Genomic DNA, 23,219 nt, shown 5'->3' with positions numbered 1-23,219 from the left:
GATGCATTCTTTATCGGCGCTTGGGTGAAAGGAGGAGGGGCGAAATCTCCCACGGTCTGTACTGCGTCAACAGTCAGAATCGAGCCTTGTCCCTCCTCCTCCCTTCAAGTCCTACCATACAAGCGAGCCTGCTCGCGAAGAGGCCACACGCATCACCGCCAATTAAGATGACCCACCGCAAAAGTCGCACCACTGGTGCGACTTTCAATCCCTTATTCCCATAAACCATAAGCACCGCACTTTGCGTGATATGGCCTGCGCGGGTTTGCCGGTATGATAGGCGCCCCCGCACGTCTGGATTGCGAATACGCCATGACCCTGCAGTACCCAACCATCGCCGATTGCGTCGGCAACACTCCGCTGGTGCGTTTGCAGCGCCTGCCCGGTGCCACCAGCAACACCCTATTGCTCAAGCTCGAAGGGAACAACCCGGCGGGTTCGGTCAAGGATCGTCCGGCGCTGTCGATGATCACTCGTGCCGAGTTGCGCGGGCAGATCCACGCCGGCGATACGCTGATCGAAGCGACCTCGGGCAACACCGGGATCGCGCTGGCCATGGCCGCTGCGATCAAGGGTTACAAGATGATCCTGATCATGCCGGACAACTCCAGCGCCGAGCGTAAAGCGGCGATGACCGCGTACGGTGCCGAGCTGATTCTGGTCAGCCAGGAAGAGGGCATGGAAGGCGCCCGCGATCTCGCCCAGCGTATGGAAGCCGAGGGCCGTGGCAAGGTGCTCGATCAGTTCGCCAACGGCGACAATCCTGAAGCGCACTACACCACCACCGGCCCGGAAATCTGGCGTCAGACCCAGGGCTCCATCACCCATTTCGTCAGTTCGATGGGCACCACCGGCACCATCATGGGCGTTTCGCGCTACTTGAAAGAACAGAGCGACAGCGTGCAGATCGTCGGTCTCCAGCCGATGGAAGGCTCGGCCATTCCGGGTATCCGCCGCTGGCCGCAGGAATACCTGCCGAAGATTTATCAGGCCGATCGCGTTGATCGCATCGTCGACATGGCGCAAAGCGAAGCCGAGGACGTCACCCGGCGTCTGGCCCGCGAAGAAGGTATCTTCTGCGGCGTGTCCTCGGGCGGTGCGGTGGCAGCGATGCTGCGCCTGTCCAAAGAAGTTGAAAACGCGGTGATCGTCGCGATCATCTGTGACCGTGGCGACCGTTATCTGTCGACCGGCATTTTCGACGCGCCCAACTGATGGCCAAGCACGAGAGAGGCCTGCGCTTCCAGCCCACGGGCGGCAGCAAGGCTGCGCAAATTCCGACCGGTAAAAAGCAGCGCTTGAGCATCGAGCGCCTGGCCAATGACGGTCGCGGTATCGCGTTTTTCGAAGGCAAAACCTGGTTCGTCCTCGGCGCCCTTGCCGGTGAAGAGGTCGAAGCGCGGGTGCTCGGCGCCCATGGCAAAGTGGTCGAGGCGCGCACCGAGCGCGTGTTCAAGGCCAGCGAATTACGTCGCCCGGCACCGTGTCAACACGCCGGCCGTTGCGGCGGTTGCAGCGTGCAGCATTTGCCCCACAGCGAACAGCTTGCCCTGAAACAGCGCATGCTCGCCGAGCAATTGTCGCGTGTGGCCGGTGTCGAACCTGAACAGTGGGCAGCACCGCTGACCGGCCCCGAATTCGGCTATCGCCGTCGCGCCCGCATCGCCGTGCGCTGGGACATGAAGGCGAAGAAACTCGAAGTCGGTTTTCGTGCCGCTGGCAGTCAGGACATCGTCGCGATCAGCGAATGCCCGGTGCTGGTACAGCCCTTGCAACCGATCATGACCCGTTTGCCGGAGATGCTTCGTCGTTTGAGCAAACCGCAGGCGCTGGGCCATGTCGAATTGTTCAGCGGCTCGTCTCTGGCGGTGTTGCTGCGGCACATGGCGCCGTTGTCCGAAGCGGATCTGACCATCCTCAAGGACTTCTGCCAGTTCCATGAAGCGCAATTGTGGTTGCATGGCGAAGGTGAGCCGCAACCGGTCGATGCGACCCAGTCGCTGGGTTATCGCCTGGAGCAGTGGGATCTGGATCTGGCGTATCGGCCGGGTGACTTCATTCAGGTCAATGCCGGTGTCAACGAAGCGATGGTTGCACAGGCGCTGGACTGGCTGAAGCCGGGTCGCGACGAGCGCGTGCTCGATCTGTTCTGCGGCCTGGGCAACTTCGCCTTGCCGCTGGCCAAAGCCGTGCGCGAAGTGGTGGCAGTTGAAGGCGTGCAGACCATGGTCGATCGTGCTGAAGCCAACGCGGCCAGTAACAATTTGCATAACACAAAGTTTTTTCAAGCCGATTTATCCCAGCCTTTGACCGATGCCCAGTGGATCGGAAACGGCTTTTCTGCGGTACTCTTGGACCCACCGCGTGACGGTGCTTTCGAGGTGGTTCGCAAGCTGGCGACCCTGGGTGCCAAACGGTTGGTGTATGTGTCGTGCAACCCTGCAACTCTGGCGCGCGACACGGTCGAATTGATCAAGCAGGGCTACCGGTTAAAACGTGCCGGGATTCTCGATATGTTTCCTCAGACGGCACATGTCGAGGCCATGGCGTTATTTGAAGCGAGCCAGGATGGCTCGTCTGAATCCGTCTGATCTGTCCGCGCAGCGCTCGCATCAGCCCCGCGAGCGCAGACGGGCAACAAGGATCAGCGATTTGACGCATTGAATCTGCGTCGTAGGGAAGGTAAAGCAAGATGGTACAGGTGAGAGCACACCAGCCGATCAACACTGACGGCAGTATCAATCTCGAGGCTTGGCTCGATCACGCGGTCAGTGTCGATCTGGCACTGGATCGCGAAGCCTTGAAAGAAGCCTGCGAGTTCGCTCGCGAGGCCGAACAACAGTCCAATGCCAAGAAGAATCTGTGGGCCGAAGGCTCCGGCAGTTTCAGTACGGGCCTGGAAATCGCCGAGATTCTCGCCGACCTCAAGCTCGATCAGGATTCGCTGGTCGCGGCGGTCCTGTATCGCGGCGTGCGCGAAGGCCAGATCGAACTCGCGGCGATCGGCCAGCGCTTTGGCCCGGTGGTGGCCAAGCTGATCGACGGCGTGCAGCGCATGGCGGCCATCAGCGCCAGTCTCAGTCCGCGTCAGTCGATGGTCATGGGCACGCAAGGGCAGGTGGAGAACCTGCGCAAGATGCTCGTGGCGATGGTCGACGACGTTCGCGTCGCGCTGATCAAACTGGCTGAACGTACCTGCGCGATCCGTGCGGTGAAAACCGCCGATGACGAAAAACGCAACCGCGTCGCTCGGGAAGTGTTCGACATCTATGCGCCGCTCGCGCACCGTCTCGGCATCGGTCATATCAAATGGGAGCTGGAGGATCTGTCCTTCCGTTATCTCGAGCCAGATCAATACAAGCAGATTGCCAAGTTGCTCCACGAGCGACGGCTTGATCGCGAGCGTTTCATCGCCGACGTGATGACCCAGCTCAAGGACGAATTGCAGGCCACCGGCGTCGACGCCGACATCAGCGGCCGGGCCAAACACATCTATTCGATCTGGCGCAAAATGCAGCGCAAGGGTCTGGAATTCAGCCAGATCTACGACGTGCGCGCCGTACGCGTGCTGGTGCCGGAAATGCGCGACTGCTACACCGCGCTGGGCATCGTGCACACCTTGTGGCGGCACATCCCGAAAGAATTCGACGACTACATCGCCAACCCGAAAGAGAACGGCTACCGCTCGCTGCACACCGCGGTGATCGGCCCTGAGGGTAAAGTGCTTGAGGTGCAGATCCGTACGCACTCGATGCACGAAGAAGCCGAACTCGGCGTCTGCGCGCACTGGCGCTACAAGGGCACTGACGTCAAATCCGGTTCGAACCACTACGAAGAGAAAATTTCCTGGCTGCGTCAGGTCCTCGAGTGGCATGAAGAACTGGGCGACATCGGTGGTCTGGCGGAACAGCTGCGCGTCGATATCGAGCCGGATCGGGTCTACATCTTCACTCCCGACGGTCACGCCATCGACTTGCCGAAAGGCGCGACGCCGCTGGACTTCGCTTACCGCGTGCACACCGAAATCGGTCACAACTGCCGTGGCGCGAAGATCAACGGGCGCATCGTGCCGCTCAACTACAGCCTGCAGACCGGTGAGCAGGTCGAGATCATTACCAGCAAGCACGGTACACCGAGCCGCGACTGGCTGAACTCCAACCTCGGTTACGTCACCACCTCGCGAGCGCGGGCGAAGATCGTCCACTGGTTCAAATTGCAGGCGCGCGACCAGAACGTTGCCGCCGGTAAAACCCTGATCGAACGCGAACTGACGCGCCTCGGCCTGCCCGCGGTGGATTTCGACAAGCTGGCCGACAAGGCCAACATGAAAACCGCCGAAGACATGTTCGCCGCCCTCGGTGCTGGCGACCTGCGTCTGGCGCAACTGGTCAACCTCGCGCAGCAACTGGTCGAGCCGGAACGTGGCAACGAGCAACTGGAGCTGATTCCGCGCAAAGCCACCGGCTACAAACCGGGCAAGCGCGGCGATATTCAGATCCAGGGCGTCGGCAACCTGATGACGCAGATGGCCGGCTGCTGCCAGCCGCTGCCGGGCGATGCGATCGTTGGCTATATCACTCAGGGTCGTGGCGTAAGCATTCACCGTCAGGACTGTGCCTCGGTGCTGCAACTGGGCGGGCGCGAGCCAGAGCGGATCATCCAGGTCAGCTGGGGCCCGGTGCCGGTGCTCACCTATCCGGTGGACATCGTCATCCGCGCCTACGACCGTTCCGGTTTGCTGCGCGACGTCTCGCAGGTGCTGCTCAACGAGCGCATCAACGTGCTGGCGGTCAACACCCGCTCGAACAAAGAGGACAACACCGCGTTGATGTCGCTGACCATCGAGATCCCGGGGCTGGATGCACTGGGCCGGTTGCTCGGGCGGATTTCGCAGTTGCCGAACATCATCGAAACGCGGCGTAACCGCACCCCGTGAAGATGACCAATGTAGGAGTGAGCCTGCTCGCGATGAGGGAGTGTCAGTCAGCATCAATGGTGACTGATACACCGCGATCGCGAGCAGGCTCACTCCTACAGGGTTTTGTGGTGAGACAGAAATATGATGTACAGCCTTGAAGACCTGCTCCACCTCATGAGCCGTCTGCGCGATCCGCAGTACGGTTGCCCGTGGGACATCAAGCAAACCTACGCGACCATCGTTCCGCACACCCTCGAAGAAGCTTACGAAGTGGCCGACGCCATCGAACGTGGCGACTTCGATCATCTACAGGGCGAGTTGGGCGATCTGCTGTTCCAGGTGGTGTATTACAGCCAGTTGGCCAAGGAAGAAGGGCGCTTCGAATTCGCCGGCGTGATCGACAGCATCACCCGCAAACTGATCCGTCGTCATCCCCACGTGTTCCCCACCGGTGATCTCTACGCGCCGCTGGATGTGCCGCGCTTGAGCGAAGAACAGGTCAAGCTGCGCTGGGAAGAGATCAAGGCCGAAGAGCGCGCCGAGAAATCCGCCGCGCCCGAGCAGCTGTCACTGCTCGACGATGTGCCGGCAACGCTGCCGGCCTTGTCGCGTTCGGCAAAGTTGCAGAAACGCGCAGGGCAAGTCGGTTTCGACTGGCCGGATGCCTTGCCGGTGCTCGACAAGGTGCGCGAAGAACTCGATGAAGTCCTCGAAGCCATGTCGGAAAACGATCCCGTCGCCGTGGCTGACGAGATCGGCGATCTGCTGTTTTCCGTGGTCAATCTGGCCCGGCATCTGAAGGTCGACCCGGAAACTGCGCTGCGTGGCGCCAACGGCAAGTTCGAAAGACGTTTCCGATTTATCGAACAGGCATTGCGCGACACCCACCGTCCCATAGAAGATTGCACCCTCGAAGAGTTGGACGCCCTGTGGGGTGAAGCCAAACGTCAGGAAAAGAATGTGCCCGGCTGCGGCTGAGCAACTGCCCAAGTGAGTAAGTCCCATGAGTATTTCCCTTCGCGACCAGTTGCTCAAAGCAGGCCTGGTCAACCAAAAGCAGGCCAAGCAGGTCAGCAAGGACAAGCAGAAGCAGCAGCGTCTGGCCCACAAAGGCCAGATCGAGCTGGATGACTCGCAGCAACGTGCAGCTCAGGAAGCCATGGCCGAAAAGGTCAAACGCGACCAGGAACTGAACCGTCAGCAGAAAGAGAAAGCCGAGGCCAAGGCGCGTGCGGCGCAGGTCAAGCAACTGATTGAAGTCTCGCGTCTGCCGAAGCTGACCACCGAGGACTACTACAACTTCGTCGACGACAAGAAGGTCAAGCGCATCTCGGTCAACACGCTGATGCGCAACAAGCTCAGCAGCGGTTCGCTGGCGATCGTCCACCATGGCGGCGGCTACGAAGTGATCCCGCGTGAAGCGGCCCTGAAGATCCAGGAGCGCGACCCGCAGCGCATCGTCCAGCTCAACGTGCAGACCGAAGAGGTCAGCACCGAGGACGATCCGTACGCGGCATATCAGATCCCTGATGACCTGATGTGGTAAATCGATAAAGCTGTAACAACGACAAACCCCGCTCATGGCGGGGTTTGTCGTTTTCAATGCTGTGGTGAATCAGGCGGATTTCAGATCCCGCTGCTGTTCTTGTACTTCCAGTTCGGCCTTGTAGTTGTGGGCATCGATCTCGTTGTGGAACATGCCGACCAGCAAGTCTTGTTGATGCACATCCCAGATGCGGATACCGGCGGCTACGCCTTCGTGGGACATGTGTGAATCGTCGCGTTCAGTTACTTTTACAGTCATCTGCTAGCTCCAAATCTCAAGTTATCTGCAGCAAGGCGTGTGCAGGACTCTGTTATAGAATTTGTTAGCCTGCTAAGTAAACGGCTGATTTGTGCAAGGTGTTATTGCGTTTTTTGCAACAGTTCTGCAGCCCGCGTAATCCGCGACATTCGGTCGCAGGGCGGTAAGTTTCATGACAGAAGTTTCATCTCCAGACCCATGCGAACCTTTGTGTAGGAGCTGCCGAAGGCTGCGATCTTTTGATCTTGTCTTTTAAAAATCAAAGTCAAAAGATCGCAGCCTTCGGCAGCTCCTACACAGGGGATTTTTGTCGGCCATGAGTTTTCTGCAGGCGAAAAAAAACGCCCCGAACCAGTCGGGGCGTTTTCATGTGTGGCTCAGCAGCGGGGAATTACTTGCCTTCCCAGCGCTTCAGTACCAGCGTGGCGTTGGTGCCGCCGAAGCCGAAGCTGTTGCTCATCACGGTGTTGATGGTGGCGTTCTCGCGGGTCTTGGTCAGCACCGGCAGATCGGCCACTTCAGGGTCCAGCTCGTCGATGTTGGCGGAACCGGCAATGAAGTTGCCTTCCATCATCAGCATGCAGTAGATCGCTTCGTGAACGCCGGCAGCGCCCAGGGAGTGACCGGACAGGCTCTTGGTCGAGCTGATCGCCGGTGCCTTGTCGCCGAACACTTCACGCACACCTTTCATTTCCGCAACGTCGCCGACCGGAGTCGAGGTGCCGTGGGTGTTCAGGTAGTCGATCGGAGTATCAACGGTGGACATCGCCATCTGCATGCAGCGGATCGCGCCTTCGCCACTCGGGGCAACCATGTCGTAGCCGTCGGAGGTCGCACCGTAGCCAACGATTTCCGCGTAGATCTTGGCACCACGGGCCAGAGCGTGTTCCAGCTCTTCAACCACGACCATGCCGCCACCGCCAGCGATGACGAAACCGTCACGGTCGGCGTCGTAGGCACGGGAAGCCTGTTCCGGGGTGTCGTTACGCTTGCTGGACAGCGCGCCCATCGCGTCGAACAGGAACGATTGGCTCCAGTGCTCTTCTTCACCGCCACCGGCGAAAACGATGTCCTGCTTGCCCATCTGGATCTGTTCCATGGCGGTACCGATGCAGTGAGCACTGGTAGCGCAGGCAGAAGCGATGGAGTAGTTCAGGCCCTTGATCTTGAACGGCGTGGCCAGGCAAGCGGAAACGGTGCTGCTCATGGTCCGCGTTACGCGGTACGGGCCAACGCGCTTCACGCCTTTCTCGCGCAGGATGTCCAGCGCTTCCATCTGGTTCAGTGTGGAAGCACCACCGGAACCAGCCACCAGGCCGGTACGCGGGTTGGACACTTGCTCTTCGGTCAGGCCGGAGTCAGCAATGGCGTCTTTCATGGCCAGGTAGGCGTAAGCCGCTGCGTGGCCGACGAAGCGATAGATCTTGCGATCGATCAGCTCTTCAAGGTTGAGGTCGATGGAGCCGGAAACCTGGCTACGCAGACCCATTTCGGCATATTCCGGGTTGAACCGGATGCCAGGGCGGCTTGCACGCAGGTTAGCGGAGACGGTCTCTTTGTCATTGCCCAGGCACGAAACAATGCCCAGACCAGTGATAACGACGCGGCGCATGCGAATAACCCTTAGAAGTTGTCAGTGGAGGTGAACACGCCGACGCGAAGGCCTTCGGCGGTGTAGATTTCGCGACCGTCGACAGTCACCGAACCATCGGCAATGGCCAGGTTCAGCTTGCCCTTGAGGACGCGTTTGATATGAATGTTGTAGGTGACTTTCTTGGCGGTCGGCAGCACCTGACCGAAGAATTTCACTTCGCCCGAACCCAGCGCACGGCCGCGGCCCGGCAGGCCTTGCCAGCCCAGGAAGAAACCGACCAGTTGCCACATGGCATCCAGACCGAGGCAGCCCGGCATCACCGGATCACCTTCGAAGTGGCACGCGAAGAACCACAGGTCAGGGTTGATATCCAGTTCGGCGACCAATTCACCTTTGCCGTACTTGCCACCTTCTTCGCTGATCAGGGTGATGCGATCGACCATCAGCATGTTCGGGGCGGGCAGTTGCGCGTTACCTGGGCCGAACAGCTCACCGCGACTGCAGCGCAGCAGATCTTCCCGAGTAAAGGCGTTTTGTTTGGTCATGCGAGCTCCTCAATAATCCCATGCGGCAGGTGGGGCAAATCTTCCCGACCGTTCGAAGCGTTCATGCCTCGAACCGGCAGCCTACTCATAGACTATTGCGTTGTGGTGAAAGTCACAGCACCAAGGACATGAATGTACACTTGTGCACTGAAATTTTTATTCAAGCCCCTTTTGAGGCTCGTTCGGGTGCCTAAGACTGCCGCACTTTCGCTTTTCACGCCAGTCGCAGATGGTCGAAAGGCCCACACTACGACACCCAGCGCTGCAGAATCTGCTGCAGATCATTACGTTTGAACGGCTTCGCCAGATAATCGTTCATACCCGCCGACAGACAGGTTTCGCGGTCACCCTGCAAGGCGTTGGCGGTCAGCGCGATGATCGGCACGTCGCTGCGTCCGGGCAGGCGACGGATCTGCCGGGTGGCCTCATAGCCATCGATGACCGGCAACCGGCAATCCATCAGAATCACTTCAAAGTCGCTGCCCTCGGCACTGCGTACCGCTTGTGCGCCATCGGTGGCGACACTGACAGTAAAGCCCAGACTGCGCAGCATCGCTTCGATAACTGTCTGGTTCACTGGATTGTCTTCGACCAGCAAGACATTGCGCCCTTCACCATGCTCTTTGCCGTTCAGTGCACGCGGCGCGGCCAATGGCGGCAGCGCCTGCTTATAGAGGGCCAGCGGAATTTCCAGGGTGAACACCGAACCACGTCCTTCCTCGCTCTGCGCGCGCAAGGTGCCGCCCATGCGCTCGGCCAATGTACGAGCAATCGGCAGACCGAGGCCGGTGCCGCCGTAGCGCCGTGAAATCGAACTGTCGGCCTGCTGGAAGGCGTTGAACATCAGCTCCAGACTTTCAGAAGAAATACCGATGCCGCTGTCACGCACAGAACAGGTGAACCACAGCAGTTCGTGATCCAGCGACTGCCACTGCGCCTCGATGCTGACCCGACCCTGTTCGGTGAACTTCAGCGCGTTGCCGACCAGATTGACCAGAATCTGCCGGATCCGCGTCGGATCGCCTTGCACCTGCAAACCGCGCATGTCGTCCGGGATGCGCAGATTCAGCGCCAGCCCTCGCTGCACCGCGCTGTGCTGGAACGACTGGGCGCAGGCGCCGATCAGTTCGGCGAGGTTGAACGGGATGTGCTCCAGTTCCAGCTCCGAACGTTCGATGCGCGAGAAGTCGAGAATATCGTTGATGACTTTCAGCAAGTGCTCGGTGGACTCCGAGGCGAGGGCGGCGTACTCGACCTGCTCCTCGGTCATCTCGGTGGTTTCCAGCAATTGCAGCATGCCCAGCACGCCATTCATGGGCGTGCGCAGTTCATGGCTCATCATCGCCAGAAAGTCGGATTTGGCGTTGTTGGCCTTTTCCGCCTCTTCGCGGGTCTGGATCAGTTGCGCCATGGCTTGATGCTGCTCGCGGCTGGCCTGTTCCAGCGCCTGGGCGAGGTTGTTGATGTGCTGCGACAGCGCGCCCAGTTCGGTGTCATCAACAATCGGTAGCGGGGTTTTGTAGTCGCCGTCCTGAATCGCTTTGACCGCATCGCCGATATCGCGAATCGGCTGCGACAGACTGCCGGCCAGGCGTCGTGCCAAGACAAAGGTGAAGAGCAGGGCGAACAGCGCGAGAATCCCGGCCTTGAGCAGAATCTCCTGCTGGCGCTGGCTGAACGCGTCGTTGGACAGACCGACGATCACCCGGCCCAGATAATCTTCGCCGGCTCCGCTATTGCTGACCTTGCCGTCCTGGAAGAAATCATTGTGCAGGGCGATGCGTTGCAGGCGTACCGGTGCCTGAAACACTTCGACCTGATGCGGACGACTGTGGGCTGCCGCCGGTTGTTCGACGTACACCAGAATCCGGTTGGCGCTGTCCTGGACTTCAAGAAAACGCACGTTGGGCGTGGCCAGTGTGGCTTTGAGCAGGCTTTCCAGCACTTCGTTATTGCCGGAAATCACCCCGTATTCGGTGGCGGGCGCCAGTTGGTTGGCGATCAATTGGCCGGTGTGGTTCAGCTCCTGACGCAAATCCTGAATGCGCACGAAGGTGAAGAAGCTGATCAACAGCAAGGTCAGCAACAGCGCCGGGCCGAGGCTGATCAGCTGGGTGCGGGTGTTGATGTCCCAACGGCGACGGAAACTCATGGGCGGCGTTCTCCTTCAGCCAGTGCGCTGGCAACAGATGCGTCGTTCAGCGGTTCGATACCGAGTGAACGAGCGACCTGCGCATTACTTGAGACTTTAAAACGTGCGGGATAGAGCGTCCGCGGCCAATTGGCCGGCGGTTGATCGAGCAATTGATCGAGGATTGCCAGCCAGTCGTTCTGATCGCTGTACGTGCTGGCCAGGCTGCCGGCGCGGACGAACGCAACGTTGGGGCCGACCAGCGCGACTTGCCGTGAGTAGCTGCTGAGCAGCAGGTTTTTTGCGGTTTTCGGGTTGTACAGATCGGGATCGTCGAGCCCCAGCAGTACGTCGCTGTTTTTCAGCACGGTTTGCAAAGGGCGGCTGTCGTGGGTGTTCTCCCAGCGCTCGCTGACGATTTGCAGATTCAGCGGCGCGGCGGCGAGATTCAGCTCCTTGAGGAGGAATTCGCTGTGCTCATCGAACAGCACGCCGATCCTTCGGGCTTGGGGCAGGATGCGCCGGATCAACTGTAACTGGCGGCTCAGCGGCGGGTCACTCCAGAGCAGACTCAGGTGCGCTGGTTGCGCGTTGCCGAGGCGCTGGCGAGCCTGCAGACGACTGATGCGCAGTACCAGCGTTGCCGGGCCCTGGGTTTCTTGCAGACGCCAGTCGAGGCTCGGTAGATCAAGCAGAATCAACCGCAGACTGGCGGGCAGTTTGCCCGGTGCCGGCAGACTGGCCAGTGGCTGGAAGCGCACGTTGTCGGTCGGGCGCAATTCGCTCAGCGCTTGGACGAACGCTTGCACGCCGGGGCTTTCCTCGGCGCCGGTCAACAGAATATCGGCGGCCTGCACCGCCACGCCATGCAGCCATGCGGTCAGAAATAGACACACCCCGGCCAGCCAGTGGCCAAAGGTTGGCAGCTTCCGTGACGGCCCGTAGCGCATCCTAGAACTCCAGCTCGGCACTGAAGTACATCACTCGGCGCTCGTCGTAATTATTGTCGACGAAGGTGGTCGGCTCGTGGTCGAGACGCTGTTGCAGCACGCCGGCCAGTTGCAGCTGGGCTTTACCCAGCGCAATGCGTTTGGCGATACGCGTATCGACCCGTTCGAAACGGTAGCCATTGAGCGCGTTGTCGCCGTAATAGAAGAGGGCGCTGTTCCAGCCATGGCCCCAATCGCGCAGCCAGCCGGCCGAACCGCTGTTACGCGAGGTGAATTGCTGATCCAGCGGATTGCTCGCTTCGGCATCGACGAACGCGTAGGTGAAACGCAAGCGGTCGGCGAGGCTCACGCGCCAGTCGAGCTGGGTTTCGGTGCCACGAAAGCGTGAGCTGTTGGCGTTGCTCGCAATGTATTGGTTGTTGCGCAGCGGCTCGCTGATCATCCCGGTGATTTCGTCGTAGAACAGCTTCACGTCGAGGGCCAGACCGAGCTCGGCGAAATAGCCGTTGTAGCCCAGCTCGCGCGAGCGCATGTGTTCCTGGTCGAGGTCGCCCGGGCCGCGGGTCTTGACGAAGTAGCGCGCCGAAGACTGGCCGTATGCGGAAGGGTGCAGGTTGCTGACCTGATAGCTCCAGTTGACATTGTTCTCGAACATGTCCGGCGAGCGGATCGCCTCCGAGTACACCGCGCGCAAGCCGTGACGCGGGTTGATCAGGTAATTGACGGCAAATCGCGGGGTCAGCGAACTGCCGATCAGTTGCGTGTTTTCAAACATCGCACCGCCCTGCAACAGCCAGTGTTCAGTGGCACGCCATTCCAGTTGGCCGAACGCGCGCCACGTGGTGTCGTCCAGCGTGCCATTGAAGAAGGTCTCGGAGTCGGCGCGGTCGTAACGATAGTTCATACCGCTGACCAGACGCAGGCTGTCGGACAGGCTGAGGGTGTCCTGCAGTTCGAGGTCGTAGCGCGATTCGCGGGCACTCTGGTCGATGTCGCCGCACAGGGTTCGGCTGGCGCCGTTGCGCCACTGATCGAGCACCTGATTGGCCAAGGCCATTTCCTGCGGCGTGCCGGGCGCCGCGCCAGGGCCGGTGAACTGCGTGATGTTGCGCGCCAGGCGTTCGGTGTAATTCGGGTTGAGTTGCCACAGTTGCGTCAGTTCGGGGCTGAATGACACCTCGGCATCGCAGGCGCGCCAGGTTTGCTGGCGATCCCAGTGTTGCGCCGAACCTTGTATATAAAGGCTGTGTTCGGGATTGATGTCGAGGTTCCAGCGCACCGAACCGGCGTAATCCTTGGCTACCACGTCGGAATTGTTTCCGGCGGCGGTAATCCCGGAGAACACCGGGCGGTAGGTGTACGGTCGCTGGTTGGTCCCATCCTTGGCGTTGACCTGCCAGTCGAGGCTCTGGTTATCGCTGAGGGTGTGGCTGACCGCGAGACTGAAGCGATTCAAGCGACGGCTGTCGCGGTAATCGGCGCCGCTGCGATCGCTGTCGAAGCCATCGTCTTCCTGGCCGGATAACGACAGGCGCAAATCACCGCCATTCCAGCCGGTGCCCTGGCTGGCATAGAAATCATTGATGCCGCGCTGGCCACGGGTGTACTTCAACCGCGTGCCGTGGCTGTCCGCCGGGTGGCGGGTGATGATGTTGACCACCGCCATCAGCGCGTTGGCGCCATAACTGACGGTGTTCGGGCCGCGAAAAACCTCGATGCGTTCGATGTCTTCCATGGCCACCGGAATATCGCTCCAGTCCACCGTGGACAATCCGGCGCGGTACACCGAACGGCCGTCGATCAGCACTTGCATGCGCCGCGCTTCGCTGGCGTTGGTGCCGTGGTAATTGACTGCCGCCTGATTGCCGCTGATGTTGCCGACCATCATCCCCGGCACCAGGCGCAGCAGTTCGCTGATGTCGCGGGCACCGCTGGCGTTGATCAGTTCGCTGTCGAGTACGGTCATGCTCCCTGGCACTTCCGCCGGGGTTTGCTTCAGGCGCGTGGCCGTCAGCACCTGCGGCAGTGCTTCGTTGTCCATGAACAGGTCGTCCGCCATTAATACCGGGCTGAACAGCAGCGCCAGTAAGATGGACGAACGCGGGGACGCAGAGCCAAAAGACACGACACAACCTTGATAGCGAAGAATTGGCGCGCATGTTAACCGAGGGCAGCGACTTTTCCAGTCACGTTGCAGGCATTTTCCTAGGTTTTATTGGTCTTCTTCCTACAAGTGTCGGTAATTGTTGCTGGGGCTGGCCGCGCGTTGGCCGCCCCGTATAATGCCGCCATCGCCACTGGTATGGATTAACGGATTGCATATGACTGAACAGCGCCCGATTGCGGTCCTGGGAGGCGGAAGTTTTGGTACCGCCGTGGCCAATCTACTGGCCGAGAACGGCCATCAAGTCCGGCAGTGGATGCGTGACCCCGAGCAGGCCGAGGCCATCCGGGTCAATCGCGAAAACCCGCGTTACCTCAAAGGCATCAAGATTCTGCCGGGTGTGACCGCCGTCACCGACCTGCAGGAAACCCTCGACGCCTGTGATTTGTGCTTCGTCGCACTGCCGTCCAGCGCATTGCGCACGGTGCTCGCCGCCCACGCCGAGCGCCTGAGCGGCAAGATGCTGGTCAGCCTGACCAAGGGCATCGAAGCACAGACTTTCAAGCTGATGAGCCAGATTCTCGAAGAGATCGCCCCGCAGGCGCGCATCGGCGTGTTGTCCGGGCCAAATCTGGCGCGCGAGATCGCCGAGCACGCGCTGACCGCCACCGTGGTCGCTAGCGAAGACGAAGAACTCTGTAAAGCCGTGCAAGCTGCGCTTCACGGTCGCACTTTCCGCGTTTACGCCAGCGCCGACCGTTTCGGTGTCGAGTTGGGCGGGGCGTTGAAAAACGTTTACGCAATCATCGCCGGCATGGCGGTGGCGCTGGAAATGGGCGAGAACACCAAGAGCATGTTGATCACCCGCGCCCTCGCCGAGATGACCCGCTTTGCGGTGAATCAGGGCGCTAATCCCATGACCTTCCTCGGTCTGGCCGGTGTCGGCGATCTGATCGTGACCTGCTCGTCGCCGAAGAGTCGCAACTATCAAGTCGGTTTTGCGCTGGGTCAGGGCTTGAGCCTCGACGAAGCGGTGTCGCGCCTCGGTGAAGTCGCCGAAGGGGTCAACACCTTGAAGGTGCTCAAGGCCAAGTCCCAGGAAGTCGGCGTCTATATGCCGCTGGTCGCCGGGCTGCATGCGATCCTCTTTGAAGGACGCACGCTGGAGCAGGTGATCGGTCTACTGATGCGAGCCGAGCCGAAAACCGACGTCGATTTTATTTCCACCAGTGGTTTCAACTGAGTGAGCCGGGAGTAGCAAGCCATGAACGATCCAAAAACAGAAGCCAAGTACGAATCCATCCTCCTGCGCGTGTTGTGGATGATCGTCTATGTGCTGGTCTGGCAAGTGGCGCAGTTCATCCTCGGCGCGGTGGTGCTGGTGCAATTGATCTATCGTTTGATCTATGGCGCCCCGAGCGCCAGCCTGATGAATTTTGGCGACAGCCTGAGCCAGTTTCTGGCGCAGATCGGCCGCTTCGGCAGCTTCCACAGCGACCAGAAACCCTGGCCGTTCGCCGACTGGCCAATGCCGCGTACCCCGGAAGGTGAAGCGCCGCACGCCGTCGCACCGGCGCCACATCCGGTTCGAGATGAGGAACCCAAGCTATGAAACTCTGGGTATTGCGTCACGGTGAAGCCGTGCCTTATGGCTCGTGCCCCGACTCCGAACGGGAACTGACCGAGCACGGTCGCAAAGAGGCCTTGAGCAGCGCCGCCCGGTTGATCGGCCAGCCGCTGACGGCAATCTACGCCAGCCCTTATCTGCGTGCGCAGCAAACCGCGCAGATTGTTCGCGAGGCGCTGGGGTTCGAGCCGGAAATTCGCACGGTCGAGTGGCTGACGCCGGAGGTTGATCCGGACAAAGTCACCGACCAACTGGTGTCGGTGAGCAATGTGCTCTTGGTCAGCCACAATCCGTTGGTGGGCAATCTGCTTAGCTATCTGCAGCATGGCGCCGGGTATCCGCCGGAGAAGGTCAGTACTGCTGGCTTGGCCGAGCTGGAAAGCCCTGAGTTGCTGATTGGCTCGATGACCCTTAACAGCCTCAAACATCCCTGAAGTTGTAAACACCGACCCTGTAGGAGTGAGCCTGCTCGCGATAGCGGTATATCAGTCGCTATTTATGTCGACTGACAACCCGCTATCGCGAGCAGGCTCACTCCTACAGGTACCGCGTACACCCTGAAATTATTTGTGTGAATTTTCCAACCAAGCACTTGCTTGGTTGACTACGCTTGCTCCAGACCCGAAAAACAGGAGCGAGTCGCATGTCTGCCGCATTCCGTTTGCCGCTGGACGTGTTTTACGAACGTGAAGCCCGGCACCCGCGCCAGCGCTTCCTCGTGCAGCCCATTGGCGGCGGGCAGGTCGAGACGCTGAGCTGGGCCGACGTCGGCCATCAGGCTCGCTGCGCCGCGCACTGGTTGCGCGCCCGCGAGTTACCGCAAGGCAGCCACATCGCCCTGATCTCGAAAAACTGCGCGCACTGGATCATCGCCGACCTGGCGATCTGGATGGCCGGGCACGTTTCCGTTCCGCTGTATCCCAACCTCACCGCCGACTCCGTCGCCCAAGTGCTCAATCACTCGGAAAGCGTTCTGGCTTTCATTGGCAAACTCGACGACTGGCCGAACATGTCCAAAGGCGTGCCGGCGGAGCTGCCGACCATCAGCCTGCCACTGCATCCGCCCGGGGATTTTGATTTCAGTTGGGCCGACCTGCAGCGCAGCTCACCGATTCAGGACGATCCGCGTCCAGCCGCCGAACAACTGGCAACGATCATCTACACCTCCGGCACCACCGGCCTGCCCAAAGGCGTGATGCACAGTTTTGCCAATCTCGGTTTCGCCACGACCCGTGGCACGCAACTGTTCGGCCTCAACGAGAACGATCGTCTGCTGTCGTACCTGCCGCTGTGCCATGTCGCCGAGCGTATGTTCGTTGAACTGGCGTCGATCTACACCGGGCAGACCGTATTCTTCGCCGAGAGCCTGGAAACCTTTATCACTGACTTGCAGCGAGCGCGGCCGACCGCAATGTTCGGCGTGCCGCGCATCTGGACGAAATTTCAGATGGGCGTGTACAACAAGATCCCGGCGCAGCGTCTGGATTTTCTCCTCGGTCTGCCATTCATTGGCAAGCGGGTCGGGTACAAAGTATTGGCAGGCTTGGGGCTGGATGCTTTGCGCGTGGCGCTGTCCGGTGCAGCGCCGGTGCCGCAGACCTTGCTCGCCTGGTATCAGAAACTCGGCCTCGATGTATTGGAGGTCTACGGCATGACCGAGAGCTGCGGCTACTCGCATATCTGCCTGCCGGGGCAATACAAGCAGGGCTGGATCGGCAAACCGTGCCCCGATGTCGAAGTGCGTATCGATGAGTCGGGCGAGGTGCAGGTACGCAGTCAGGCGAACATGCTCGGTTACTTCAAGGAACCGCAGAAAACCGCCGAGACCCTGACCGAGGACGGTTTTCTGCGCACCGGCGACAAGGGCGAGCAGGATGCTGAAGGGCGCCTGCGCCTGACCGGTCGACTCAAGGAAATCTTCAAGACCAGCAAAGGCAAATACGTCGCCCCGGCGCCGATCGAAAATCGTCTGGCGGTGCATTCACGGATTGAACAGGTGTGCGTGGTGGGGGACGGTTTGAGTGCACCGCTGGGGTTGTGTGTGCTGTCGACGGTCAATCAGGAGGAGGGCCGGGCGAGTCTGCATTCGAGCCTGGAAAAACTCCTGGAGGAGGTCAACGCCGCGCTCGACAAGCATGAGCGCCTGCGCCGGTTGGTGGTGGTCAAGGACAGTTGGGCGGTGGAAAACGGCTTCCTTACGCCGACCCTGAAGATCAAGCGCAACGTCATCGAAGACACCTATGGCGCGCGTTTCGAAGAATGGAGCGAGCGCAGCGAGGCGGTGCTGTGGCAGGATTGAGCGACGACTAAAACAACAAAGGAAGTCTGCGATGAGCTTGTGGCGTACCACTCCGAACATCGAGCAGTTGAACGCAATCCAGAAGAACACCATCGGCGAAGTGTTGGACATCCGCTTCGAAGCGTTCGACGAAGAATCGCTGACCGCGAGCATGGTCATCGACCATCGCACCCATCAGCCCTACGGTTTGCTGCACGGCGGCGCGTCGGTGGTGCTGGCGGAAACCGTCGGCTCGATGGCCAGTTACCTGTGCATCGATGCCAGCAAGTTTTATTGCGTAGGGCTTGAAATCAACGCCAACCATTTGCGCGGCTTGCGCAGCGGGCGGGTGACGGCGGTGGCCAAGCCGATTCATATTGGTCGCACCACTCATGTGTGGGATATCCGTTTGACCAGCGATGAAGGCAAGGCCAGTTGTGTATCGCGGTTGACCATGGCGGTTGTGCCGTTGGGTGAGCAGCCACCCTCACCCTAACCCTCTCCCCGAGGGAGAGGGGACTGACCGGGCTGGATGTTCGAGTTGCGCCGACCTGAGTTATCGAGTCGAACTCAGGTTTTGAAATTCATGCAGATCTGCTCCTTTCCCCCTCGCCCCCTTGGGGGAGAGGGCTGGGGTGAGGGGGAAGCGATCTCCCTGACACACCATCACGCTGACCGGACTGTCATCATTCCTGGCAGTTACGGTCATTGCTGTAAGGCGCGGTCTTACGGACAATCAACGCCACGTTTCCCGCTCATGGATTTGCCCGCATGTCGCAACCAATCTTTTTCGCCCACGCCAACGGCTTCCCTTCGGGTACCTATGGCAAGTTGTTCGCGGCGCTGGCGCCCGAGTACCGGGTTGCGCATCTGGAGCAGCACGCCCATGACCCGCGTTTTCCGGCGGACGACAACTGGTACAACCTCGTCGACGAGTTGATCCACCATTTGCAGCAGCAGGATCAACCGGTGTGGGGCGTTGGCCACTCCTTTGGCGGGGTGTTGCACTTGCACGCGGCGCTGCGTTGCCCGGAGCTGTATCGCGGCGTGGTGATGCTTGATTCGCCCGTGCTGACCCGCACCGATCAGTGGGTGATCCGTGCGGCCAAGCGTTTTGGTTTTATCGACAAGCTGACCCCGGCCGGCCGCACCCTTGGCCGGCGTGAAGAATTCGCCGATCTCGACAGTGCGCGCAGCTACTTTGCCGGTAAAACACTATTTCGCGGTTTCGATCCGGAATGCTTTGATGCCTACCTGCAACACGGTTTGCATCAGGTTGGCGACAAATTGCGCCTGCGTTTCGACCCCGCCACCGAAATCAGCATCTATCGCGGCGTGCCGCACACCAGCCCTGGCCGTACCCGGCAATTGCAGGTGCCGCTGGCGGTAGTGCGCGGGCACAAGAGTCGCGTGGTCATGCGCCATCACACCCGTTTCGTTTCGCGTCTGGCCCAGGGTGAGGCACTGAGCATGCCCGGTGGCCACATGTTTCCGCTTGAGCGTCCGCAGGATACAGCGCGGTTGTTGAAGAATTTGTTCACCCGCTGGGAAAACCGTCAGGACAAGGATTGCGCATGAGCCCGACCTTCGAAGAAGTGCGCCTGAGCCTGCCGCATATCGAGCTGGCCGCGCATTTGTTCGGCCCCGAGGACGGTCTGCCAGTGATCGCACTGCATGGCTGGCTCGACAACGCCAACAGCTTTGCCCGTCTGGCGCCGAAGCTCAAAGGCTTGCGCATTATCGCATTGGACATGGCCGGGCACGGGCATTCCGGGCATCGGCCAAACGGCGCCGGGTATGCACTGTGGGACTACGCCCATGACGTACTGCAAGTCGCCGAGCAATTGGGCTGGAAGCGTTTCGGCCTGCTCGGGCATTCGATGGGCGCCATTGTCTCGATGGTGCTGGCGGGGTCGTTGCCGGAACGCATTAGCCATCTGGCGCTGATCGACGGCGTCATTCCTCCTACAGACAAAGGCGAAAACGCCGCCGAGCGCATGGGCATGGCTCTGCAAGCGCAACTGGATCTGCGCGAGAAGCGCAAACCGGTTTACAACAGCCTCGACCGTGCTATCGAGGCGCGCATGAAAGGTCTGGTCGCAGTCAGCCGTGAGGCCGCTGAATTGCTGGCTCAACGCGGGCTGATGCCGGTGCCCGGCGGCTACACCTGGCGCACCGACAATCGCCTGACCTTGCCATCGCCGCTGCGCCTGACTCAGGAACAAGCAATGGCTTTCGCGCTTCGAGTCAGTTGCCCCGCGCATCTGGTGGTCGCGGCTGACGGCATGCTGGCCAAACATCCCGAACTGCTGGAGAGTCTACCCTTTAGCCGGGAACAGTTGGCGGGCGGGCACCATTTGCACCTGAACGATGAGGCCGGGGCCGACCTTGTCGCAGACTGTTTCAATCGGTTCTTCGCCATTCCTTGACTTGCTGCGGGCAACTGTCGAGGCTGGTCGGGTTGAAATGGGAGACAACCACGATGGATTTCTACACCGCTGCGACCTCGAATTACCCAGTCATGCCGATCCGATGAGGCTGACTATGCGGTCACTCAGTCTGTTGGCACTGTGCTGTTTCAGTACCGTTTCGTTCGCCGCCGATGTGCCGGGCAGTCAGGACTTGCAGATCGTGCCGCGTCTGGCCGACGCGCAAATCGTCGACTATCGCCCGCCCGTGGAGCTTGAGCGGATCTATCCGCTGGGTTCGATCCGCAAGATCAGTGGCCAGCTGCGTTTCGATGGCCAGGTCACCGCACGTGGCCAAACCACTTCGGTGACCTACGAGTTGCCACCCGAACATTCCGCCACCGAAGCCTTCACCGCCGCCCGCGAAGCCTTGCAAAAGCAGGACGCTGAATTGCTGTTCTGGTGTCAGGCGCGTGATTGCGGCGAAAGCAGTCTGTGGGCCAACGAAGTGTTCGGTAACGCCAAACTGTATGGCGCTGACGAGCAACAGGCCTATCTGCTGTTGAGGCTGGCCGCACCGCGTGACAACACGCTGGTAGCGCTTTACAGCATTACTCGCGGCAATCGCAAAGCCTATCTGCATGTCGAACAGTTCGAAGCAGTGGCACCGTTGGGTGAGCTGCTGCCGACCTCGGCGACGCTGTTGCGTCAGCTCAAAAGCACCGGAGAGCTGGATTTCCCTGATCGCGTGAATGAGCCGGATGATACCTGGCTGCGGCTGATTTCCCGTGGCCTGAACCTCGACACGACGTTGCGGGTCACGGTGTCCGGGCCCAAGGCCGAAGCCTGGCGCGAGGCGCTGATCAATCAGGGCGTGCGCGCGGCGCGCATGGAGACCGGCAGTGTCGAAGGCTCTGGCCTGCGCATCGATCTGTTGCGTTAAGCTGTTTCAGGCGAGCACGAATCGCGTGTTCGCCTACTCTTTGCCTGACTGACTTTTTCGAGACCTTACATGCTCAATAACGATCGCCTGCTGGTGCAGATCCTGCTGCTGGTGTTGTTTGGGGCCAGCCTGTGGGTGATGGCGCCGTTCTGGTCGGCACTTTTCTGGGGCGCGGTGCTGGCGTTTGCCAGTTGGCCGCTGATGCGCCTGTTGACCCGCTGGCTCAATGGCCGGGAATCGCTGGCTGCGGCGATTCTGACACTGGGCTGGATGCTGTTGGTGGCGGCGCCGCTGGTGTGGCTGGGGTTTAACCTGGCGGATCATGTGCGCGATGCCACGGCGTTTATCAAGGATGTGCAGGTCGACGGTCTGCCGGAAGCGCCGGCCTGGCTGGGGGCTGTGCCGTTTGTTGGTGAACGGCTGGTGGGACTGTGGGACAGCATCGATCAGCAAGGTGCGGCGCTGATGGTCTCGGTCAAACCGTATCTCGGGCAGGTCGGTAACTGGCTGCTGGCGCGCAGTGCGCAGATTGGCGGCGGGATTCTCGAGCTGACGTTGAGCATTGTCTTTGTGTTCTTTTTCTATCGTGACGGGCCACGGCTGGCGGCGTTTGTGCACAGTTTGCTGGAGCGCTTGATCGGTGATCGCGCGGGCTATTACATCGAGCTGGTCGCCGGGACTGTGCAGCGCGTGGTCAACGGGGTGATCGGGACGGCAGCGGCGCAGGCGGTTCTGGCGTTGATCGGGTTTTTGATTGCCGGGGTGCCGGGGGCGCTGGTGCTCGGGATTGTCACCTTCCTGTTGAGTCTGATTCCGATGGGGCCGCCGTTGGTGTGGGTGCCGGCCACGGCCTGGCTGGCGTGGAAGGGTGAGTATGGGATGGCGGTGTTTCTCGGGATCTGGGGGACGTTCATCATCAGTGGCGTGGACAACGTGCTCAAGCCGTATCTGATCAGTCGCGGGGGGAATTTGCCGTTGGTGATTGTGTTGCTTGGGGTGTTTGGCGGGTTGATTGCGTTTGGGTTTATCGGGTTGTTTATCGGGCCTACGTTGTTGGCGGTGGCTTATAGTTTGTTGACAGATTGGAGCAAGAGTCAGGGGCGGGTTGAGGAGCGACGCTGATTTTTGTGGGTATATCCGTTGCTGCGGTAACGGCGGCTTAGGGTTCCGCCCTTACGGCGGGTCACTTTTTCCAGACGCCGAAAAAGTAACCAAAAAGGCTTGCTCCTACGTGCGGCCCGCTCGCTGGGGCTCGGGGTTCCTTCGCTGCGGGATCGATCCGGGCGCAGCGTCTACGGTTTGCTTCGCTGCACCTCCTCTCGCTGTGTTTGGCTGCGCCAAACGGTCGCTGCGCTCCCACGCCCGGATCAATCCCTCCACTCAGCCTTCCGACGTCGCTGGTGGATCAAGATCAAAAGCAGGCGAGCTGACACTCGGCCTATTGAGTGGTGAAGAGCGTGAGGTGTTCGGCGTTGGATTTGCGTTCAACGCGGTGTCTGCACGTCGGCGTACCTCTCCCAAACACCTCGATCAGTCCCCGCTCCCTCTGGGAAAGGGCTAGGGTGAGGGGCTTTTGATCTTTTTCAGAATCTGAGTTCGACTCGGTATTTCACGTCGGCGTAACTCGTCCAAACACCTCGGTCAGTCCCCTCTCCCTCTGGGAGAGGGCTAGGGTGAGGGGCATTTGATCTGTTTCAGAATCTGAGTTCGACTCGGTATTTCACGTCGGTGTAACTCGTCCAAACACCTCGATCAGTCCCCGCTCCCTCTGGGAAAGGGCTAGGGTGAGGGGCTTTTGATCTTTTTCAGAATCTGAGTTCGACTCGGTATTTCACGTCGGCGTAACTCGTCCAAACACCTCGGTCAGTCCCCTCTCCCTCTGGGAGAGGGTTAGGGTTAGGGTGAGGGGCTTTTGAT

At 60.2% G+C, this 23,219-nt stretch carries 20 protein-coding genes; 14 read left to right on the top strand and 6 right to left on the bottom strand.

All coding sequences use genetic code 11. The features are described from left to right. The first annotated feature begins 312 nt into the window (after positions 1-312). From cysM to CKW17_RS16315, 5 genes are all read left to right on the top strand, one after another. A complete protein-coding gene (gene cysM / locus CKW17_RS16335) occupies positions 313-1,215 on the top strand; it encodes a cysteine synthase CysM (protein WP_163004698.1) in 903 nt (300 codons plus the stop codon). Next, positions 1,215-2,591 (top strand): 23S rRNA (uracil(1939)-C(5))-methyltransferase RlmD, encoded by a 1,377-nt coding sequence (gene rlmD / locus CKW17_RS16330; RefSeq protein ID WP_095120615.1) that lies wholly within the window; start codon positions 1,215-1,217, stop codon positions 2,589-2,591. Before cysM ends, rlmD begins: the two co-directional genes overlap by 1 nt. 101 nt (positions 2,592-2,692) lie before the next feature. Further along, positions 2,693-4,936, top strand: coding sequence for a GTP diphosphokinase (gene relA / locus CKW17_RS16325; RefSeq protein WP_016987453.1), 2,244 nt, complete (start codon positions 2,693-2,695; stop codon positions 4,934-4,936). 126 nt (positions 4,937-5,062) lie between these two features. Beyond that, positions 5,063-5,896 carry a nucleoside triphosphate pyrophosphohydrolase gene (mazG, locus tag CKW17_RS16320; protein WP_095120614.1) on the top strand — a complete coding sequence of 278 codons (834 nt, stop codon included), beginning with the start codon at positions 5,063-5,065 and terminating at the stop codon, positions 5,894-5,896. Positions 5,897-5,921: 25 nt separating this feature from the next. Then, complete coding sequence (locus CKW17_RS16315; RefSeq protein ID WP_007917474.1) at positions 5,922-6,464, top strand: DUF2058 domain-containing protein; 543 nt, start codon at positions 5,922-5,924, stop codon at positions 6,462-6,464. Between the two features lie 69 nt (positions 6,465-6,533). Here CKW17_RS16315 and CKW17_RS16310 read toward each other — a convergent pair whose 3' ends face one another. The 6 genes from CKW17_RS16310 to CKW17_RS16285 form a co-directional block, all read right to left on the bottom strand. After that, positions 6,534-6,722, bottom strand: coding sequence for a hypothetical protein (locus CKW17_RS16310; protein WP_007917473.1), 189 nt, complete (start codon positions 6,720-6,722; stop codon positions 6,534-6,536). Positions 6,723-7,113: 391 nt separating this feature from the next. Then, entirely contained in the window at positions 7,114-8,334 is a 1,221-nt protein-coding gene (fabB, locus tag CKW17_RS16305) for a beta-ketoacyl-ACP synthase I (RefSeq protein ID WP_034155815.1), read from the bottom strand. An 11-nt stretch (positions 8,335-8,345) separates the two neighbouring features. After that, positions 8,346-8,861, bottom strand: a complete 516-nt coding sequence (fabA, locus tag CKW17_RS16300) for a 3-hydroxyacyl-[acyl-carrier-protein] dehydratase FabA (RefSeq protein WP_003227150.1) — start codon at positions 8,859-8,861, stop codon at positions 8,346-8,348. Between the two features lie 247 nt (positions 8,862-9,108). Continuing rightward, on the bottom strand, positions 9,109-11,013 hold the full coding sequence (locus CKW17_RS16295; RefSeq protein WP_095120613.1) for a response regulator: 1,905 nt from the start codon (positions 11,011-11,013) through the stop codon (positions 9,109-9,111). Next, a complete protein-coding gene (locus CKW17_RS16290; protein ID WP_095120612.1) occupies positions 11,010-11,942 on the bottom strand; it encodes an ABC transporter substrate-binding protein in 933 nt (310 codons plus the stop codon). The genes CKW17_RS16295 and CKW17_RS16290 overlap by 4 nt, the downstream gene beginning before the upstream one ends. Before the next feature lies 1 nt (position 11,943). Beyond that, positions 11,944-14,067: a TonB-dependent siderophore receptor gene (locus CKW17_RS16285; RefSeq protein WP_095120611.1), complete on the bottom strand. Its 2,124-nt coding sequence runs from the start codon at positions 14,065-14,067 to the stop codon at positions 11,944-11,946. 196 nt (positions 14,068-14,263) lie between these two features. On the opposite strand from CKW17_RS16285, the gene CKW17_RS16280 reads away from it, so the two are divergent. The 9 genes from CKW17_RS16280 (at position 14,264) to CKW17_RS16240 (ending at position 22,424) form a co-directional block, all read left to right on the top strand. After that, a complete protein-coding gene (locus CKW17_RS16280) occupies positions 14,264-15,289 on the top strand; it encodes an NAD(P)H-dependent glycerol-3-phosphate dehydrogenase (RefSeq protein WP_090285290.1) in 1,026 nt (341 codons plus the stop codon). 21 nt (positions 15,290-15,310) lie between these two features. After that, positions 15,311-15,658 carry a DUF4389 domain-containing protein gene (locus CKW17_RS16275; protein ID WP_095120610.1) on the top strand — a complete coding sequence of 116 codons (348 nt, stop codon included), beginning with the start codon at positions 15,311-15,313 and terminating at the stop codon, positions 15,656-15,658. Further along, positions 15,655-16,107, top strand: a complete 453-nt coding sequence (gene sixA / locus CKW17_RS16270) for a phosphohistidine phosphatase SixA (RefSeq protein WP_007917466.1) — start codon at positions 15,655-15,657, stop codon at positions 16,105-16,107. The genes CKW17_RS16275 and sixA overlap by 4 nt, the downstream gene beginning before the upstream one ends. A gap of 209 nt (positions 16,108-16,316) precedes the next feature. Next, positions 16,317-17,972, top strand: a complete 1,656-nt coding sequence (locus tag CKW17_RS16265) for an AMP-binding protein (protein ID WP_095120609.1) — start codon at positions 16,317-16,319, stop codon at positions 17,970-17,972. A 31-nt stretch (positions 17,973-18,003) separates the two neighbouring features. Further along, a complete protein-coding gene (locus CKW17_RS16260) occupies positions 18,004-18,447 on the top strand; it encodes a hotdog fold thioesterase (RefSeq protein ID WP_095051070.1) in 444 nt (147 codons plus the stop codon). Positions 18,448-18,722: 275 nt separating this feature from the next. After that, complete coding sequence (locus CKW17_RS16255; protein WP_038367530.1) at positions 18,723-19,529, top strand: alpha/beta fold hydrolase; 807 nt, start codon at positions 18,723-18,725, stop codon at positions 19,527-19,529. After that, on the top strand, positions 19,526-20,380 hold the full coding sequence (locus CKW17_RS16250; protein WP_095120608.1) for an alpha/beta hydrolase: 855 nt from the start codon (positions 19,526-19,528) through the stop codon (positions 20,378-20,380). Before CKW17_RS16255 ends, CKW17_RS16250 begins: the two co-directional genes overlap by 4 nt. Before the next feature lie 115 nt (positions 20,381-20,495). Further along, complete coding sequence (locus CKW17_RS16245) at positions 20,496-21,302, top strand: DUF4892 domain-containing protein (RefSeq protein ID WP_095120607.1); 807 nt, start codon at positions 20,496-20,498, stop codon at positions 21,300-21,302. Positions 21,303-21,371: 69 nt separating this feature from the next. Continuing rightward, the gene (locus CKW17_RS16240) at positions 21,372-22,424 is read left to right on the top strand and encodes an AI-2E family transporter (RefSeq protein ID WP_038367546.1); all 1,053 of its coding nucleotides are present in this window, start codon (positions 21,372-21,374) and stop codon (positions 22,422-22,424) included. Positions 22,425-23,219 lie beyond the last annotated feature (795 nt).

It is taken from the genome of Pseudomonas sp. Irchel s3f10, from assembly GCF_900187515.1.
Taxonomy (GTDB): domain Bacteria; phylum Pseudomonadota; class Gammaproteobacteria; order Pseudomonadales; family Pseudomonadaceae; genus Aquipseudomonas; species Aquipseudomonas tensinigenes.
Note: the sequence above shows the minus strand (reverse complement) of the source record. Positions and strands in the feature narration are given on the sequence as shown.